This is a genomic window from Curvivirga sp., assembly GCF_965219885.1.
GTDB lineage: Bacteria > Pseudomonadota > Alphaproteobacteria > UBA8366 > Aestuariispiraceae > Curvivirga.
In genome coordinates this window covers 288,419-306,397 of the sequence record NZ_CBDCOT010000009.1, presented here as the reverse complement: position 1 = coordinate 306,397, position 17,979 = coordinate 288,419, and the positions used below count along the sequence as shown (strand labels likewise).

Genomic DNA, 17,979 nt, shown 5'->3' with positions numbered 1-17,979 from the left:
ATATTTAAGCACTTCTGACTTGAGAAACGAATTTATCGACTTCTTGACGTAAGACATCAGATTGTTGAGCTAACTCATCTGCAGAAGAAAGAACCTGAGTTGCGGAGCTACCCGTATCTTCAGCTGCATTTTGAACAGAAGAAATACTTTGGTTCACAAGGGATGTGCCTTGCTCGGCATCTTGTACAGATCTTGAAATTTCCTGTGTTGCCGCTGCCTGTTCTTCCATGGCGGCGGCAATGGTTGTAGAAATGCTATTCATATTATTGATAATATCTTGGATAGAGGAAATCGCACCTGCTGCGGATTGTGTGTCTCCTTGAACGGATGCAATTTGCTTACTGATCTGTTCAGTCGCTGTTGCTGTCTGCGTAGCCAAGCTTTTAACTTCATTAGCCACAACCGCAAAGCCCTTGCCCATGTCACCAGCACGTGCTGCTTCGATGGTTGCATTTAATGCAAGCAAGTTGGTTTGTTCTGCAATTTCGTTGATAAGATTAACAACTTCGCCAATTTCTTGCGTTGAAGAGACTAGTTTTTCAATGATGCTATTTGTTTGCTCAGCTTCATTCACTGCCTGATTAGCAATTTGAGTGGAGTTGGTCACTTGTTGTGTGATCTCATTAATAGAGGCACTTAACTCTTCGGCACTTGCAGCAACTGTTTGTACATTTGAAGTTGCCATATCAGAGGCTTGGGCCACTTCACTCGCTTGGCCTTGGGTTTCACTGGCAAGCGTTGCCATGGCTTGAGATGTATCTTGCAGGCTGCTTGCAGAAGAAGACACATTGTCGACAACGCCTCGAATGGTTGCTTCAAACCCGTCAGCTAAATCATTCATGGATTTGCGTTTTTCTTCTTCGGCGACCTGAGCAGCTTGCGCTTGCTCTTCTTCAAGTCTCTTCACAGCTTGTGCATTTTCTTTAAAGATTTGCACAGCATTTGCCATATCCCCAATTTCGTCCTTCTTACCAAGGGCAGGGATATCCGTTTCAAGGTTACCATCAGCTAACTGCGACATGGAATCTGTCATTTGATTGATCGGGCGAATAACTGTGAATAGCAAAATGATAATCAAGCCTAGGCCAACGACCATAACAGCAATCAGCAAGATCACGATGAGTGTTTGTGCTTGGGTTACCACAGTTGCTGCAGATTCATCTGCTAGCTGGCTCGCTTCATCCGCTTTTTCGGAAACAAAAGCGAGCTTTTCTGCAAGTGCGTTGGCATCATCTTCAAGTGCTGTTTTTGCCGCACTGGTCGATTGCGTGGATTCAATCGCTTTTCGATGTGTTTCAAAAAGCTGATTGGCTTGTGTTGCTTGTCCGACCCATTGATCAAAGGCTTCGTTGATTTTCTTTACGACTTCTTTTTCTTCTTTTGAATCAGAAAGAGTAAGCATGGTTAAGAAAAACGGTTTAGCATTCTCGTTTAAAGCTTCAAAATTGGCCTTCAAGGTGTCTAACTGATCAAGCTGTGTTGCATTTAAATACGCACCTGTTGCCTCTTTCATCGAAGTAATCAATGTTTGCATTTTAAAGGCCGCAGCAACAACTGGATAATCCTGTTCAAATAACTGTGCGACTAATCCGTTGATGTCAAAAGCTGTCGCGGTGCCAAAAAGCGCCATGGTTTCACTACGTGATTTGATTTCGGCCATTTTCTCTTCATTTTTAATGGCAAAATCTTCTAACGTCTTGATGAGGTCAGTTGCACCTTTATCAAATGTATTGAGCATAGTGTTTGAAGAAGCGCGTAATTCAAGCTCTTCACGATGTTGTGCAAAAACATCTTGGCTATTGGCAATAAATTGATCATGGGCAGTGCCCACATCTATTAAGGTAGAAAGTAGTTCGCTATCTGTAACTAGGTCGTTAAGGTTAGAGAATGATTGAATAAAATCTGTCTTTCGTGTTTCGAAAGTAGCAATTGTTGTATCAAGTTGGGTTATATCATCTTCTGATAAGATTTCCTCGACGATACGTGTTGCATCCCAAATATTAGCAACCAGATCATCTGCTGTTTCAAGCGTAGGGGCTGCAATATCTGAGATATCATTTAGTTTATTTTCGATTGAAGATATGAAGTAAAGGCCAAAACCACCGACTAAAATACTTAAAAAGCCAAGAAGCGCGAGGCCAAGTGAGATTTTCTTTGTAATGGTGAAGCGAAGGTCAAATTTGACCTTGGATGCGTTCACAACTTTATGAGCTTCCATCCCATTTCCCTGTTAAGATTATTTAATTTATTAGACATTAAATGTGAGGATACAGGAAAAGTTTAAAAATTCCAAATCCGCTAGGAAACTAAGAAAAAATTACATTATTATATATTAAATATAAATACTGTAATAATAAATACATTATTTATTAATTTTATTTATAAAATATATTCAATCCTATGAGCGCAAGCACAGAAACTCAGTTGCGCAAAATATTAGGAAAAGGATTGAAAGAGATGGAATACGATAATTTTACGACATTTAAAGTGAATGTAGAAGCAGCAATTGCCTGGGTGACTTTTGACTATGGTGAAGTCAATATTCAGGGCCTACCGATGTTGGCAGATTTAAACCGGCTTGCACAAAAACTAGAGGCAGATGAGGCTGTTAAGGTCGTTGTCTTCCAATCTGCGCATCCGGAAATATTTGTAGCCCATGCAGATACCAATTTCTTGAAAGATATGTCTGGTAAGGCTGTTACACGTGAAGAAGTGAAACTTCTTGATTTGCAAGTTGTCTTGGAACGCATCAGTAAATTACCCCAAGCGACTATTGCAAAGATTGAAGGGTTTGCACGTGGCGGAGGACATGAATTTGCTCTTGCCTGTGATATGCGTTTTGCGGCACGCGGTAAGGCGAAGTTTATGCAAATGGAAGTTGGTATGGGGATCTTACCTTGCGGCGGTGGTGCATCACGCATGGCACGTCAGGTCGGCCTTGGACGTGCATTGGAAATTGTACTCGGTGCTGATGATTTTGATGCGGACCAGGCTGAATTTTATGGAACAGTGAATCGTGCACTAGATGCAGATGAGATTGGCCCGTTTGTAGAAGCTTTAGCCAAGCGAATTGCTTTATGGCCATCCGCATCAATTAATGCGACGAAGCAAGCCGTCTACGAATCTATTGATTTACCGATTGAAGAGGCACTAAAATCCGAAGCCTATTGGCTTTATCAAGCCACAAGTCAAACGCCAGCCTTGAAACGCTTTAAATGGGCGGATGAGCAAGGGGCGCAATTTGATATGGATAACCAACGTAGTTGGCCTGATATGTTGGTGAAGGTTCAAGAAATTCAAGAATAAGTTACTATAGAATAGTAAAAGAAAAGGCGCCGAACATTTCTGGCGCCTTTTCGTATTTTGCAAAACTTTTTTAAGCTTAGCTTAATGCTTCCACCGCACGTTTAATACGCGCACATGCTTCTTCCAACAACGCATTGGATGTTGCATAAGAAATGCGGAAATGTGGAGATAAACCAAAAGCAGCACCATGAACAGCCGCAACGCCTTCAGCTTCCAGCAAGTAAGTAACGAAATCTTCGTCACTTTCGATTTTTTTACCATCTGGTGTTGTTTTTCCAATCACACCTGCACAAGATGGGTAAACATAAAATGCGCCTTCTGGTGTTAAGCATTCAAGGCCATCGATGTCGTTGATCAAGCCAACCACAAGATCACGACGTTCAACGAAAGCTTTGTTGTTTTCTGCAATGAAGTCTTGTGGGCCTGTTAACGCTTCAACGCCCGCCCATTGAACAAATGTTGTTGCTGAGGTTGCAGATTGGGATTGCAACATATTCATTGCTTTGATCAAATCTTTCGGACCTGCTGCATAACCAAGACGCCAGCCTGTCATGCAATAAGCTTTACTTAAGCCGTTTAAAGTCAATGTACGATCAAACAAGCCTGGTTCAACTTGCGCAATGGTTTTGAATTTGAAGTCATCATAAACAAGATATTCATACATGTCGTCGGTCATCACCCAAACATGTTTGTTTTCGTCTTCCATCAAAACATCAGCCAAAGCTTTTAGATCTGCTTCTGTATAACCAGCACCTGTTGGATTGGATGGGCTGTTCAAGATCAACCATTTTGTTTTTGGTGTGATCGCCGCACGTAATTGATCAGGTGTTAGTTTGAAATTGTTTTCCTGCGGGCAATTTACAAAGACAGGCACGCCACCAAATAACGCGGTGATATCAGGATAACTTACCCAATATGGCGCCGGAATGATCACTTCATCTCCTTCGTCCAAAGTTGCTGTCATTGCGTTATAAATGGTTTGCTTGCCGCCGCAACCAACTGCGATCATGTCCGGTGTATAAGTCAGATCGTTGTCACGTTTCAATTTATCACAAATTGCCTGACGCAATTCAGGAATACCGGCAGGTGCCACATAACGTGTTTTGCCTTCTTCCATTGCTTTTTGACCAGCTTTTACGATATTCGCTGGTGTATCAAAGTCAGGCTCCCCTGCGCCAAGGCCAATTACATCACGGCCGGCTGCTTTTAATTCATTTGCTTTTGCCGTTACAGCAACAGTTGGGGATGGTTTGATTTTCGACAAACGGTCTGCCAAGATCGACATGATTTTTCCTTCTCTGAATAGGCTCTGAATGCCCTGAACTAAGGTCCATTACATCAATTCAGGACATATTTTTGTACAGCATGCCCGTACAAAACTCGGGAACCTTACTCCTACTTATCCAAGCTTTCAACGCTCAATTCATATCTAATTGTATGGGCACAATTCTTGGCGCTTGATTTAATTTATCACAGTCATTGGATCGACAAAAATTAACCCAAGAGCACTAATCGCAAGAACAAGCTGTAATCCATATTGAAAGCTTTTATCAGGTATTCGTTTTAATGCATATTTACCGAAAAAAGCGACAACCAAGCTAATGGCAATTAAGGCAATTGGAACTTGAAATGGGATAAATTCCATCAAACCAGATTGCTGATAAGAAATAAGCTTTACAATATTGGCAGGTACTGAACTGATCGCCATTAAACCGACAAAGGCTTGCTTACTGAAGCCCATATGATGGAAAAAGATCGCTTTAACTGGGTTTCCACTTCCAAGAAGACCGGAAAGAAAGCCATAGACGGCGGATAGCGCCCCATAGGCAGGGTAAGATTTACCAATCTTGATTTGAAAATGACTCCAGGTGATGAGGATATGACTAAGGATAAGAATTCCAAGTGCTTTGCGTAAGATGTCTGTGGGCAGGTAAGGCATAAGTTCTGCCCCAAGGAAAGCAAAGGGCATACTGAGCAAAGCCATGTAAATTCCAAGTTTCCATGGAATATCCCGCCACATGGTTATACTTCGGGCAATTGTGTTGCTGGCAAAAATGATCGTTGCAAGGGCGATGGATTCAGCCGGATTAAAAAGATAGGCGCCTACCGCTAAAAGAATGAGTGCGGCCCCCATACCAAAAAGAGCAGACACGCAAGAGGCAAATACAGCAATAATCAGATATAGATAATAAAGATCAGACATTTGCGTAAGATACTCAACAAATATGCAAAGAAAAACCCCCATCAAACATATGTCTGACAGGGGGAGGTGGGTAGGAAACTTTTTAACGTCTGATCGTTTCCAGGAAATGATCCACTTGCGTGCCAAGAGCTTGTGCCTGGGTGGCTAATTCTTCGGCTGTGTTAAGCAAGTCATCGGCAAAACCACCAGTTTCACTGGCTGCTTGGGTAACAGACGTAATTGTCGTTGTTACTTCCTTGGTGCCTTCGCTTGCTTGTTGCACATTGTGACCAATCTCTTGAGTGGCGGCATTTTGCTGTTCAACAGAGGCGGTGATTTCAGTTGTTAAACTACCGACTTCTGCAACGGTTTCTGCGATGCCACCAATGGCGCCAACCGCACTTTCTGTTACACTTTGAATGCCCGTAATATGATTGGAAATTTCTTCGGTCGCTTTTCCTGTTTGGGAAGCTAGCGATTTTACTTCATTAGCCACAACCGCAAATCCTTTACCAGCTTCTCCAGCGCGTGCAGCCTCAATAGTTGCGTTTAAGGCAAGAAGGTTGGTTTGTTCCGCGATATCTTGGATAAGATTGACAACCTCACCAATTTTATTGGCTGCATCAGATAAATCTTCCACAAGATGGCTGGTGCGATCCGCCTCATCCGCGGCTTTGCTAACCACATCTGCAGAATGGCTCATACGGTCATGGATAGTTTGGCTGGCTGAAACCAATTCGCGGGTCGTATAGGCAACGGTTTCCACATTCGCGGTGGTTTCTTCCGCCGCTGCCGCCACAGTTGTTGCTTGTGAGCTGGTATTATTAGCAAGGTCTGACATGGATTGAGCAGAACTGCGCATGGCTGAGGCTGCTGTGCCTACCTGATCTACGATAGATTTGACACTATTTTCGAAATCATCCGCAAGTTTCAGCATTGCCTGACGTTTTTCTTCTTCGGTGCGCTTTTCAGCTTCTACCTGTTCAGCGCGAAGGCGTTTCATTTCCTTGCCATTATCACGGAAGATACGAACGGCATTCGCGATGCGGGTGATTTCATCTTGGCCTTTACGAGGGAGGCGTACATCCAAATCACCACCTGCGATGGTTTCGGTGATACCTGCGATTTCAGTCAGGCGCTTGCTAATCTGACGCCCCACATAGAACCAGGCAACTGCGATCCAGACCAGAATCCCGATAACAGCAACAATGATCTGTACCAGACGACCGGTTGAAAGAACTTCTTCTGCATCCGTGGACAGGACAGTTGTATCCGCCAAAGAAGACTCCACAAAGTCCCGAACGGATTGAATAATGTCATCAGATAGATCTTTGTTTTGAACCAGAATACTTGCAGCTTCTTGTGTGGCGATAAGTTCTGCAGCACGGATGCCTGCAACACCTTCTTCGCCTGTGGCCAATGCACGTAGTTTTTCCAATGTTGCTTCGATCAGTTCGATACTTTCGTCGCTTTCAAGTTCATTCGCCTGATCACCGCTATCTTCGATCTGTTGGGCGATAGAGGCCGCCAGACTTTCAATAGTTGCGGCATCTTGTGCTTCGGAAAGTTGAGCAACAGATTGTTCCAGAAGCTTTAACATGGCTTCGGTTTTTAAGAGGTTACTTAATTCCCCGGCACCGTCATAGGTAAGTAAATCCATGTTTTCAGAAAGAAACCCTTGGATTTCACGTCCACGATCACTGGCAATTTCAACCCCTTTTTGCAACAAGCCTTCATAGGTGCTGTCGACCTGTTCAATCATTTGATTATAGCCGGATGCATCAAGTATGTTTGGCTTATCGGTTAGATTATAGACCTGCCCTAATAAGATTTGGGCGCGTGGAGCACGTTTTTCCAGACGGATTTCCTGTGTTTCAAAATCATCAACGAATTTATCGATACGTGTTTGAAGAGCGTCACTGAAATTGCCATTGCGGTTGTCGCGCAGATTGATCAACACCATGAGGGCATCTTTCATCAAGGCAGCATCGGTTGCCATGGCATTCACATCTTGATCCACCAGTTTCCCCACATTACTTGGTACTTGAGCTGTGATCAGTTGGCTGGTGCCAAAGATAAACTGGTTGGCTTCGGTAATCGCAGGTTGCAAGTCCGTGGTAAGTTGATTGATTGTGCTGGTAAAAGTCGCGCGAAGTTCTGCTGATTTCGCTTCCAGAGTGAGGCGTTTTTCAACAGCCGCATTTTGGGTTTCCATATTTTGGGCAATGGCTTCGACCAGATTGCGTAACTCATCCACACGATCGCTATCAGCGTTAAGTTCAGCTAACTGATCCAGCAAACTAAAGAGAGCTTCTTCTTGAGTGATCAGATAGTTATAAGCTGCTTGGCGTTCATTTTGATCACGAGATGCATTTAAGGCAGGGCCACTAGAGGCCAATGCAGAACTTTGTTGTGCAAGGCTTTGCGCCACATTCATAGTGGGGACACCTTCGCGGGTCACACTTAACAGGCCTTGTTCGATGCGGTTAAAGGATAAAAGACCTGCCAGACTTGCCGCCACTGTCATCAAGGCGATCAAGGCCATAGCAGCCATCAGCTTGAACTGAATGGTCTTCAGGAAATTCTGCTGGTTATCCGTATTCTCAGTTGTATCAGTCATTGATATACGCAACCTCTTTTGAAGATTGCTGCTCCCAAATAAAGTTTTCCTACATATACTTTGTTGTTTGAACGCTCATTATCTGACACTTCCCGCAGCGTTCTTTATTATTGGATGTATTATTAAATAGTCATTTAGTAAATGCAAACTATTAAATAAATATTTTATAACATCGCAAGAATGTGATCACATTTTTAAAATCCTGTCAATCATTAGCTGCCAAATGATGTCAGTAGACAGCTAAAAGACACCACCGAAAGCATTTTCCTTTACGGGATTTATCCCTATATTATAGCTTCCCAAAAGAATGCCTGAATGATTTACGTAATGAATAGAGTATGTGGTTATGGATCCTGATACACTTGCCATGAATATTGATACTTTCCTGCCGACAAAGCAGAACCGCCCGTTATCCGAAGGGGGGATCGCCTTTGATTTACAGTCGGAATACGACCCGGCAGGGGATCAACCAAAAGCCATCGCCGAATTGGTCGAAGGCGTTGAAGGTGGGGAACGTAACCAGGTTCTGTTAGGGGTAACAGGGTCCGGTAAAACCTTTACTATGGCTCAAGTGATTCAAAAGACCCAACGTCCAACCTTGATCTTGGCGCATAATAAGACGCTCGCCGCCCAGCTTTATGGGGAGATGAAAGAATTTTTCCCAAATAACGCGGTGGAATATTTCGTCTCCTTCTATGATTATTACCAACCAGAAGCTTACGTGCCGCGCACAGACACCTATATCGAAAAAGACAGTTCCATCAATGAACAGATTGACCGGATGCGCCATGCGGCGACCCGTGCGTTATTGGAACGCGATGATGTGATTATCGTGGCCTCTGTATCCTGTATCTATGGTATCGGGTCGGTGGAAACCTATTCCCAGATGGTCATTGATGTGGAAGCGGGTCAAGAATTGGACCAACGTCAATTGATGCGTGATCTGGTGGAACTGCAATATAAACGCAATGACAACAACTTCGTCCGTGGTACTTTCCGTGTGCGTGGCGATACACTTGAAATCTATCCCGTCCACCAAGAAGACCGCGCATGGCGTGTTTCTTTCTTTGGGGATGAAGTGGATATGATTCATGAATTTGACCCGTTAACAGGGGAACGGGCCGGGGCGCTGGAACGTATTCGTGTCTATGCGAATAGTCACTATGTGACGCCAAAACCCACCATGATTCAGGCCTGTAAAAAGATTAAACAGGAATTGAAAGAAACCGTGGCCCATTTCAATGAGACGGGCAAATTGCTTGAGGCCCAACGGATTGAACAGCGCACTACCTTTGATCTGGAAATGATTGAGGCCACTGGCGTGTGTGCGGGCATTGAAAACTATTCCCGCCTGCTCACCGGACGTAATCCGGGTGAAGCACCCCCAACTTTGTTTGAATATTTACCGGACAATGCCCTATTGATCGTGGATGAAAGCCATGTGACCGTGCCACAGATTGGCGGCATGTATCGTGGTGACTTTGCCCGTAAATCCACATTGGCAGAACATGGTTTCCGCCTGCCGTCCTGTTTGGATAACCGTCCGTTAAAATTTGAAGAATGGGATGCCATGCGCCCGCAATCCATCTATGTGTCCGCCACACCGGGCAATTGGGAGATGGAACGCACAGGCGGTGTCTTTGCGGAACAGATTATTCGCCCAACTGGTTTGATTGACCCCGTCTGTATCATTCGCCCCACCGATACACAGGTGGATGATTTATTGGATGAGTGCCGTCAAGTGGTGGCAAAGGCCGGACGCGTCTTGGTGACCACATTGACCAAACGTATGGCGGAAGACCTCACCGAATATATGACCGAAGCAGGCCTACGTGTCCGTTACCTTCACAGCGATATCGACACATTGGAGCGGATCGAGATCATTCGCGACCTCCGCCTTGGGGCTTTTGATATCTTGGTCGGCATTAACTTGTTGCGGGAAGGTCTGGATATTCCGGAATGTAGCCTTGTGGCCATTTTGGATGCAGATAAAGAAGGTTTCTTGCGATCCCGCACCTCCCTTGTGCAGACTATTGGTCGTGCGGCCCGTAACGTGGATGGGCGCGTGTTGCTTTATGCAGATAAAATGACCGACAGTTTGGATTATGCCATCACCGAAACCCAACGCCGCCGTGAAAAGCAACAGGCCTATAATGCGGAACATGGCATTACCCCTGCGTCCGTGCGCAAGAAAATTGGTGATATTCTCGATAGTGTTTATGAAAAAGATCATATGACTGTCGAAACAGGCGAAGGCGCTGGTCATTTGGTGGGTGTTAATCTCAGTACTTATATCAAGACCCTTGAAACCCAGATGAAAGCCGCTGCGGCTGATCTAGAATTCGAAACCGCTGCACGTCTTCGTGATGAAATCGGCCGCCTCGAAGCCTATGATCTCGACATGCCCGCCGACGCCGCCCCCATCAACGCCGATATCGCCGCCACCTTGAAAGGTGTGGATAGTAAGGTCTTGCCTAAAGGTAAACCTAGGAAGAAGGGCCGGAAGCGTTAGTTTATATTATTCTTAGTTTGTCTCTAATCTTTTCCAACCTGAGTTTGTCAAACTGACTATAAAATATAAGTGTATCAACATAATCGATCAATTTATTTGAGGATTTATGAGGTAATTTAGTAACTAATTTTATAAGTTCTAATATGTTTTCTTCGTAAGAGTACAAAAATGTGACATAGACCTCATTGTTTGGATTAGCTTCATTGCCTAACCAACTAGTAAAAAACTCTTTGAGTTCTTGAGGTTTGTCTTTCAAGAAATTAGCTAAGGATTGTATTAGTAAAAATATGTATTGTTCTTGTGGTGTATTAATCAGAAGTTCATCTTGTATCAATTCAATTGCTAGTGGTTGAACTGCATTATATGACTCTGCACTATATATTAACCAAAATATACCTGCTTCTCTGTGTAAATTCTGTATTTCTATGCTGCTCAATAAGTTGTAGTATCGGAATTGAAAGATAAATTCCCTAATCCTGAAATAAGTTGTATTTTCAACAGTTTTGGAAGAATATGTTGGTGAATTTAGCCAAAGTAATTCAGCAATGGAAAATAAGCTTCTTGTTAAGCTAATTGCCTGACTATCGGAATATCTTTGAGGGTTATGGACGATATTTGACTGTAATCTTTCCAAGAAAATTTCTGCTCTATTTTTATTTTTATCTCTTAGCTGAATTTTTGAGTCTGCAACAAGTTTTGACTTAACAAAATCATGGTCTGTACAATTTTCTAGGAAGGTATCGATTTCGTTTTCTGAAATTTGTTCTGGGTCTAGAAAATATTTGAAGTACGAATCAAAATGCTCAGGGTTTGAAATTGATAAATCTTTTGGATAAACAACTCTACTATCAGATGGGATTGATGTTCCATTCATGGCATCAGGGAATAACGCACTGAGCATCACGTACCAGGACTTTCTTGCGCTAGTATGGATTGAAGGAAGGATCTCCTTGTTAATATATTCATCCAAATCGGAATAACTATTTTTCTCTAACACTTTTTGACCCGTTAGGTAATCTTTTTGCTTTTCAATATATCTTACAACAGTTGGTGCAGCTATATTCATTGCTTCAAGAGTGAAAAAGTCGACAGGAGAAACATCTTCTTTTACGCTTGGCCATTTTAGGCGAAGATTGGACTCTAAACGTTTAATATCTCTTGGTTTTGTAAGGATTTGAGGTAAAAAGCGATGAAAACAATTCTCTAAACTTTTCTCGTTGGTATTGAAGATTTTTTGTCCAACTATGTCTTTAATGAAATTCAAGACATATTGTTTGTTTTCATTTCTTGTTAAGTTTACAGAGGGTATATCAATATTAATGTTGATTATTTTTTCGAGGTACTCCTGTCCATCATATAAACCTAACTGATTCTCAATAATCTCAGCGCTTCTATCTTTATCAAGAGATAGCAAGTATATTACGTTAGGTAGGTTACCAACGGTTTTGATCAGTTTAATGATTCTTATAAATTCGACAGGATGAATTCGATCTAGATCATCAAAAATTATGAGTATCTTTCTGTTTTCTAACTTAAGTAAATTGGCTAACTCTAAATATGTGTCATAGAGAGAAGATTCTTCGTTTGAAGAAGTTTGCGTTGCCTTGATGAGGTTACGGAGAAAGTGTGGTGGGATAACATTTCCCGATGCTGCTGATAGAGAAGTGTTTATAATGTCTAACCCAGATAAGATTAACTTTTCACCAAGGGCTTTAGCCGGAGTGTTCTCCGCTTCATAACCATGAATTATTAAACTTAGTTGACTGAAAAAAGCATTTAGAATCTCTTCCTCACTATCATACCACCATGGGGAAAAAACTATATATTCGTGATCGAATTGCTTGTTTAACTTTAGGTAACCTCGTCCTGCCCATGGCCAAGGTGTAATTGGTGGAGGGAAGATTTGCTTTCGAGAGGAAATTAGGTATTGGATCAGGAAGTTAACTATAGTTGATTTACCACTTCCCCAAGCGCCATTGATTGCAATGGTATTGCGATCGTTATCTTTTTGGTTAGGCCAATTTTTATCTTCTAATAGATATTTTGCAATTAGTTCTGCTGTCGGAGCCGAGTTATATAAATCGTCTTTTAATTCGGTTATATTACTATCAGTAAAATTTGGTAGCATATCGGTAAGAATCCTTGCAATTATAGATCGATTTCATTGTTATGACATCTAAAATTACGTGTCAACGTTATGCATTTGAAGTCAGAAAGCTAATTAAATCAGTGATTTCTTTAAAGGTAGGCCTATTCGCAGGTGTCGTTAAAAAATAGCATTCTTCGGTTTCTTGGGTGTCGGGGCTGACGGGGGTGAGTTGGTTGCTGGCGAGTTCTTTTTGTAGCAGGGCGCGTTCGGCCAAGGCGATGCCTTCGCCTTTGAGGGCAAGGGAGATAGATTGGATATAAGAGGCGCAGTCTTGGATCGGGTTTTGTTTTAAATCCAGCCAGAGGTCATTATCCATAAAATTGAGCCAGTTAAAACAATTGGGCACTTCCTTTTCATAATTTAGAAGCGGTAAGGTTTTGGGATCAATCCCCGGTTTGGCTACGGGGGTGAGGGCTTCGCGAAACAGCATTTGCCCATTCCAGCCTGTGGGCGGGGCGGAGCCGAAAAAGATCGCAAGGTCCGCTTCTTCCCAGATCGGATCATTCACATTATTTGAGGTAATGACGGAGATCAGGGCTTCATGCCCTTCTAATTGATATTGGCGCACCAGATCATTGAGCCAGAAGAAAATCACATTCTCATCTGCAACGATTTGAATAACCTTGCGTTTGGAATCGGTTTTGTTTCTGGTGTTGTTGACGGCCTCTTCGATAAAGGCAAGTGCGGCGGGAATTTGTTCTGCTAGTTTCAGGCCATCTTCGGTCAGGCTAATCTTTTTAGAATCTCTCTGAAAAAGCGTTGTGTCCAAGTCTTCTTCTAGGATGCGGATACGCTTACTTACCGCCACCTGAGAGACATTTAACTCATCAGCAGCCTTGGTGAAATTCAAGTGGCGCGCGGCGGCTTCGAAATAAACCAGCGCGTCTAAAGAGGGGAGGGTGCGTCTAAAATAATTCATAACCTGTAGTTAGGGTTATTCCCAAGTAAAAGTCCAGTTTTAATTTTATCTAACCTGGCTATCTTATTTCTAATGAATTCCTCCGGATCACCGGATGTCACAAAATGAAAAGAGAGATAGAAACTCATGGATATCCAACCAAAAGCAAGTCACTTTATTGATGGTGAATATGTGGAAGACACAGCGGGTGAAGCGCTAGACGTGATTTATCCGGCAACAGGTGAAGTTGTTGCCAAGCTGCATTCTGCGACACCTGCCATTATTGAAAAAGCAATGGTGGCTGCGGAAAAGGCACAGAAAATCTGGGCCGCGATGGAACCAAAAGAACGCGGTCGTATCCTGCGCAAAGCTGCGGATATCATGCGTGAACGTAACCATGACCTCTCTGTTCTTGAAACCTATGACACAGGTAAACCTTATCAGGAAACAAGCATTGCCGATGCCACATCCGGTGCGGATGCGTTGGAATATTATGGTGGTTTGGCCGCGGCAGTGACAGGTGAATATGTGCCATTGGATAATGACACATTTGCCTATACCGTGCGTCAGCCATTGGGTATTTGTGTGGGCCTTGGGGCGTGGAATTATCCAACCCAGATTGCATGTTGGAAATCTGCACCAGCATTGGCTTGTGGTAATGCCATGGTGTTTAAGCCTTCTGAAACAACCCCGCTTTGTGCGTTGAAGGTGGCAGAGATTTTGATCGAAGCTGGCGCACCAAAAGGTGTGATGAATGTGGTGCAAGGTTTCGGAAATGTGGGCGCGGCCCTGACAACGGACCCACGCGTGGCGAAAGTTTCCCTGACAGGTTCTGCCCCAACGGGTAAGAAAGTTTATGCGGCAGCAGCGGCACAAATGAAACATGTGACCATGGAACTTGGTGGTAAATCCCCATTGATCATTTTTGATGATGCGGATATCGAAAGCGCGATCAGTGGTGCCATCAATGGTAACTTCTATTCTTCCGGTCAGGTATGTTCCAACTGTACCCGTGTCTTTGTGCAAAAAGGCATCAAGGATAAATTCCTGTCCCGTATGAAAGAACGTCTTGAAAGCGGTGTGATCATTGGGGACCCAATGAATGAAGAAACAAACTTTGGCCCAATGGTTTCTGAAAATCAGCTGAACATCGCTATGAGCTATGTTGAGATTGGTAAAGAAGAAGGCGCGACCCTTTCTCATGGCGGCAAGAAATTGGACGGCAATGGTTTCTTTATGGAGCCGACAGTATTTTCCGACGTGAAAGATGAGATGCGTATCGCCAAAGAAGAAATTTTCGGCCCTGTCATGTCCGTTCTTGATTTCGATACAGAAGAAGAAGTGTTGGAACGCGCCAATGCGACCGAGCTTGGCTTGGCGGCTGGCGTTTACACATCTGACATCAACCGCGCACATCGCGTTGTAAAAGCATTTGAGGCAGGTACCTGTTACATCAACACCTATAACCTAGCGCCTGTTGAAGCGCCATTTGGTGGGGTGAAAGATTCCGGTATCGGTCGTGAGAATTCCAAGGAAGCCCTGAACCACTATAGCGAAGTAAAAACCGTTTATGTGGCGATGGGTGCGACTGAGGCTGCGTTCTAAACTCCCATAAGAACACAGGCTCATCGCTTTTAACCTGCAAAACTGGCAGGGTCTCTTTACGGAGGCTCTGCCATTTTTTTATTTAAATTCTGTTGCTTATAGAATTTCTGAACCGTCGGTTTAATTTTATTGAAGTGAACATCAATATTATTGGTTCGGAATTTACGCTCTCTTTATTGTATATTAGCTGGATACAACTTGATTGAGTTGTGGAAAATACTGGATTTGTTGACTTAACAACATGGATGCGAAGGAGGGGTACTATTTCTTCGTATCTTTCATAATAACTATAATAAGAACCAGTGTCTCACATATATGAACAAGGGAGAAGACTACGATATGAGTAGTATTAAACCACCCTTTACCGACCTTGATATTAAAAAGGCCGATAAAGGTTTTTATGATGGCTATAGTTTGCCTATCGCCCTCATTAGTAAGATTTCTATGGCCGCGCTTGTAATCTGGGCCTTGGTTTGGCCAGCAAATGCCAACAGTGTCTTGGGAAGTTTCAACTGGGCCTTGCTAGAAGGGTTCAATAGTTTTTATGTCATCATTGTAGGCTTCTTTGCCTTCTTCCTTTTGGTGATTGCGCTACTGCCAAAAACGGGCAGCCGTATTATGGGGCAAGAAGGGGAAAAACCAGAATTTTCCAATTTCTCTTGGTTCTCCATGATGTTTGGTGCTGGCCTTGGTGTTGGCTTGATGGTTTTCTCTACAGCGGAACCTCTAGGTTTATGGGGATCAAACCCGGTTATTGTGGCAGGTGATGTTGCACCAAACACCGTTGAATCCTTGGAAAGTGGATATCGTTACACATTCTTACATTATGGTTTCCATGCTTGGGCGATCTATGTGGTGACAGGCCTGTCACTTGCTTATTATGCCTATACACGTGATATGCCTTTGACCATTCGTTCTGCTTTGACCCCGCTTTTGGGCAAACATGTGAATGGTATGATTGGTCATGTTATTGATGTCCTCGGGGTTGTTGCGACGATCCTTGGTGTATCTGTAACCATTGGTTTTGGTATCAATCAGTTTGTTGAAGGTGTTTATGCGATCACTGGCATGGGCTGGTTGATGGATGTGACAGGGGATGCGCCAAGCCCGACAAAAGTTGGTTTGATGGCTGCATTGATCATGATTATGGGCATGTCTATAGTTTCTGCCGTATCCGGTGTTGGACGTGGTGTGAAATATCTATCTAACCTGAACCTCGTCTTGTCCTTGGTTTTGGTTGCGATTTTTATCATCTTCGGTTCTTTCGCATTCTCCATGACCACATATGGATCAGCGATGTTGGATTATATCCTAAACTTCGTTTCCTTGTCCTTTGTTGCCCATGGCCCACTTTCCGCAGATGCATTTGCGACAATGTTGCCAGAAGCGGTTAAAGCCTTGCCGGCAGAAGATATTGCGAGCCTCTATAGTGGTGCTACAAATGCATGGGGCAGCTTGGATGGCTTTAAGTCTGGTTTACCAGAAAGCTTTGCAGCTCTTGAAAATGCAGATGCTTTGGCAGCCACCGTTTATGAAGCCGGTACAGAAGGCCGTCTATTTGGATGGCAATCTGGTTGGACATCTTTTTACTGGGCATGGTGGATTGCCTTCTCCCCATTTGTTGGATTGTTCTTGGCGCGTATTTCCAAAGGCCGTTCCGTTCGCGAATTCATCCTTGGCTGTGTGATTGCCCCTGCTTTGGTTTGTTTTGCATGGATGACCATTCTTGGTGGTACTGCAATCGATCTTGAATTAGCGGGCGTTGCAGAAGGTAGCATCATTGGTGCGTCAAACGGTGCGAAGCTGTTCGTCACTTTGGGACATATGATTGATGGCGGTTTCTTGCAATTGATCACTGTCATGTGTGTAGTCTTGATCATGACCTTCCTAGTGACTTCTGCAGATTCCGGTATTTTGGTGATGAACACCATTATGTCTGGTGGCGATCAGTTGGCGGGTAATAAACATCGGATCGTTTGGGGGGTAATCCTGACCACTGTAATTGGTGCCTTGCTGCTTGCCGGCGGTGGTGGTCTTGATGCCTTGAAAAATGCCATGATCATTGGTGCTTTACCATTCACCATGGTGATGGGCTTGATGTGTATTGCCCTTGCCAAAGCCCTCTATCGTGATGGCTTGCGTGAGAAAGCTGGGGAAGCATCTGAAGCCGCAGCAGACTAAATACATCATTTTGAGAATATAAAGAAAAGGCAGGGCTTCAATTTGGAGCCCTGTTTTTCGAAGTGTTCTTTATTTCATAATCACGTTCAAATTATGTATTGGATATTTTCTTGATATATTCTTCTTTTTTATTTTGCAGATTGCTTTTTGTATTCGGGATAGGCTTGGCATAATTGGCTTTCCATAAGCCTAATGCGCCAATCATCAGAATATTTTCCCATAAGCTTGGATCGTAGAAAACGCGATCATTCCCGTATTCAAAGACAATTGTTAAGAAGAAAATAAGAAAGAGGAACCCAAGAGTAAAATTTATCCATTTACGAAAAGCGTAAAGCATCCCGAATCCGAAAGAAAAAAGTGCAAGAAGTGGAAATACCTCTATAGGAATGGGAGACGCTGTCCAATCAACCGTGAATACGCTGAGGGAGCGTGAGAATGCAAACCAAACGCCAAGTATAATTATGACAATCTTTAGAGCGGATTGCATTGGATGGACTCGCTTTTAGTGAAGGCTAAGATTAATAGC

Annotated in this window: 11 protein-coding genes; 4 read left to right on the top strand and 7 right to left on the bottom strand. The window is 43.4% G+C overall.

The window, feature by feature from the left end:
- Window positions 1–4: 4 nt before the first annotated feature.
- Window positions 5–2,218: a methyl-accepting chemotaxis protein gene (locus tag ACOQOA_RS06975; protein WP_420547924.1), complete on the bottom strand. Its 2,214-nt coding sequence runs from the start codon at window positions 2,216–2,218 to the stop codon at window positions 5–7.
- Window positions 2,219–2,457: 239 nt separating this feature from the next.
- Here ACOQOA_RS06975 and ACOQOA_RS06970 point away from each other — a divergent pair, with 239 nt between their 5' ends.
- Window positions 2,458–3,306, top strand: coding sequence for an enoyl-CoA hydratase/isomerase family protein (locus ACOQOA_RS06970; RefSeq protein ID WP_420547923.1), 849 nt, complete (start codon window positions 2,458–2,460; stop codon window positions 3,304–3,306).
- A gap of 76 nt (window positions 3,307–3,382) precedes the next feature.
- On the opposite strand, the gene ACOQOA_RS06965 is transcribed toward ACOQOA_RS06970, so the two are convergent.
- From ACOQOA_RS06965 to ACOQOA_RS06955, 3 genes are all read right to left on the bottom strand, one after another.
- The gene (locus ACOQOA_RS06965) at window positions 3,383–4,591 is read right to left on the bottom strand and encodes a pyridoxal phosphate-dependent aminotransferase (protein WP_420547922.1); all 1,209 of its coding nucleotides are present in this window, start codon (window positions 4,589–4,591) and stop codon (window positions 3,383–3,385) included.
- A gap of 177 nt (window positions 4,592–4,768) precedes the next feature.
- On the bottom strand, window positions 4,769–5,509 hold the full coding sequence (locus ACOQOA_RS06960; RefSeq protein WP_420547921.1) for a sulfite exporter TauE/SafE family protein: 741 nt from the start codon (window positions 5,507–5,509) through the stop codon (window positions 4,769–4,771).
- An 82-nt stretch (window positions 5,510–5,591) separates the two neighbouring features.
- Window positions 5,592–8,108, bottom strand: a complete 2,517-nt coding sequence (locus ACOQOA_RS06955) for a methyl-accepting chemotaxis protein (RefSeq protein WP_420547920.1) — start codon at window positions 8,106–8,108, stop codon at window positions 5,592–5,594.
- Window positions 8,109–8,454: 346 nt separating this feature from the next.
- Here ACOQOA_RS06955 and uvrB point away from each other — a divergent pair, with 346 nt between their 5' ends.
- On the top strand, window positions 8,455–10,620 hold the full coding sequence (uvrB, locus tag ACOQOA_RS06950; RefSeq protein ID WP_420547919.1) for an excinuclease ABC subunit UvrB: 2,166 nt from the start codon (window positions 8,455–8,457) through the stop codon (window positions 10,618–10,620).
- Between the two features lies 1 nt (window position 10,621).
- On the opposite strand, the gene ACOQOA_RS06945 is transcribed toward uvrB, so the two are convergent.
- Window positions 10,622–12,748 carry a KAP family P-loop NTPase fold protein gene (locus ACOQOA_RS06945; protein WP_420547918.1) on the bottom strand — a complete coding sequence of 709 codons (2,127 nt, stop codon included), beginning with the start codon at window positions 12,746–12,748 and terminating at the stop codon, window positions 10,622–10,624.
- A 67-nt stretch (window positions 12,749–12,815) separates the two neighbouring features.
- Window positions 12,816–13,688, bottom strand: a complete 873-nt coding sequence (locus tag ACOQOA_RS06940) for a LysR family transcriptional regulator (protein WP_420547917.1) — start codon at window positions 13,686–13,688, stop codon at window positions 12,816–12,818.
- Window positions 13,689–13,814: 126 nt separating this feature from the next.
- Between ACOQOA_RS06940 and betB the strand changes: the two genes are divergently transcribed.
- Both betB and ACOQOA_RS06930 read left to right on the top strand, forming a co-directional pair.
- The gene (betB, locus tag ACOQOA_RS06935) at window positions 13,815–15,272 is read left to right on the top strand and encodes a betaine-aldehyde dehydrogenase (RefSeq protein WP_420547916.1); all 1,458 of its coding nucleotides are present in this window, start codon (window positions 13,815–13,817) and stop codon (window positions 15,270–15,272) included.
- Between the two features lie 339 nt (window positions 15,273–15,611).
- The gene (locus ACOQOA_RS06930) at window positions 15,612–17,453 is read left to right on the top strand and encodes a BCCT family transporter (protein WP_420547915.1); all 1,842 of its coding nucleotides are present in this window, start codon (window positions 15,612–15,614) and stop codon (window positions 17,451–17,453) included.
- 91 nt (window positions 17,454–17,544) lie between these two features.
- On the opposite strand, the gene ACOQOA_RS06925 is transcribed toward ACOQOA_RS06930, so the two are convergent.
- Entirely contained in the window at window positions 17,545–17,940 is a 396-nt protein-coding gene (locus tag ACOQOA_RS06925) for a hypothetical protein (RefSeq protein WP_420547914.1), read from the bottom strand.
- Between the last annotated feature and the right edge of the window lie 39 nt (window positions 17,941–17,979).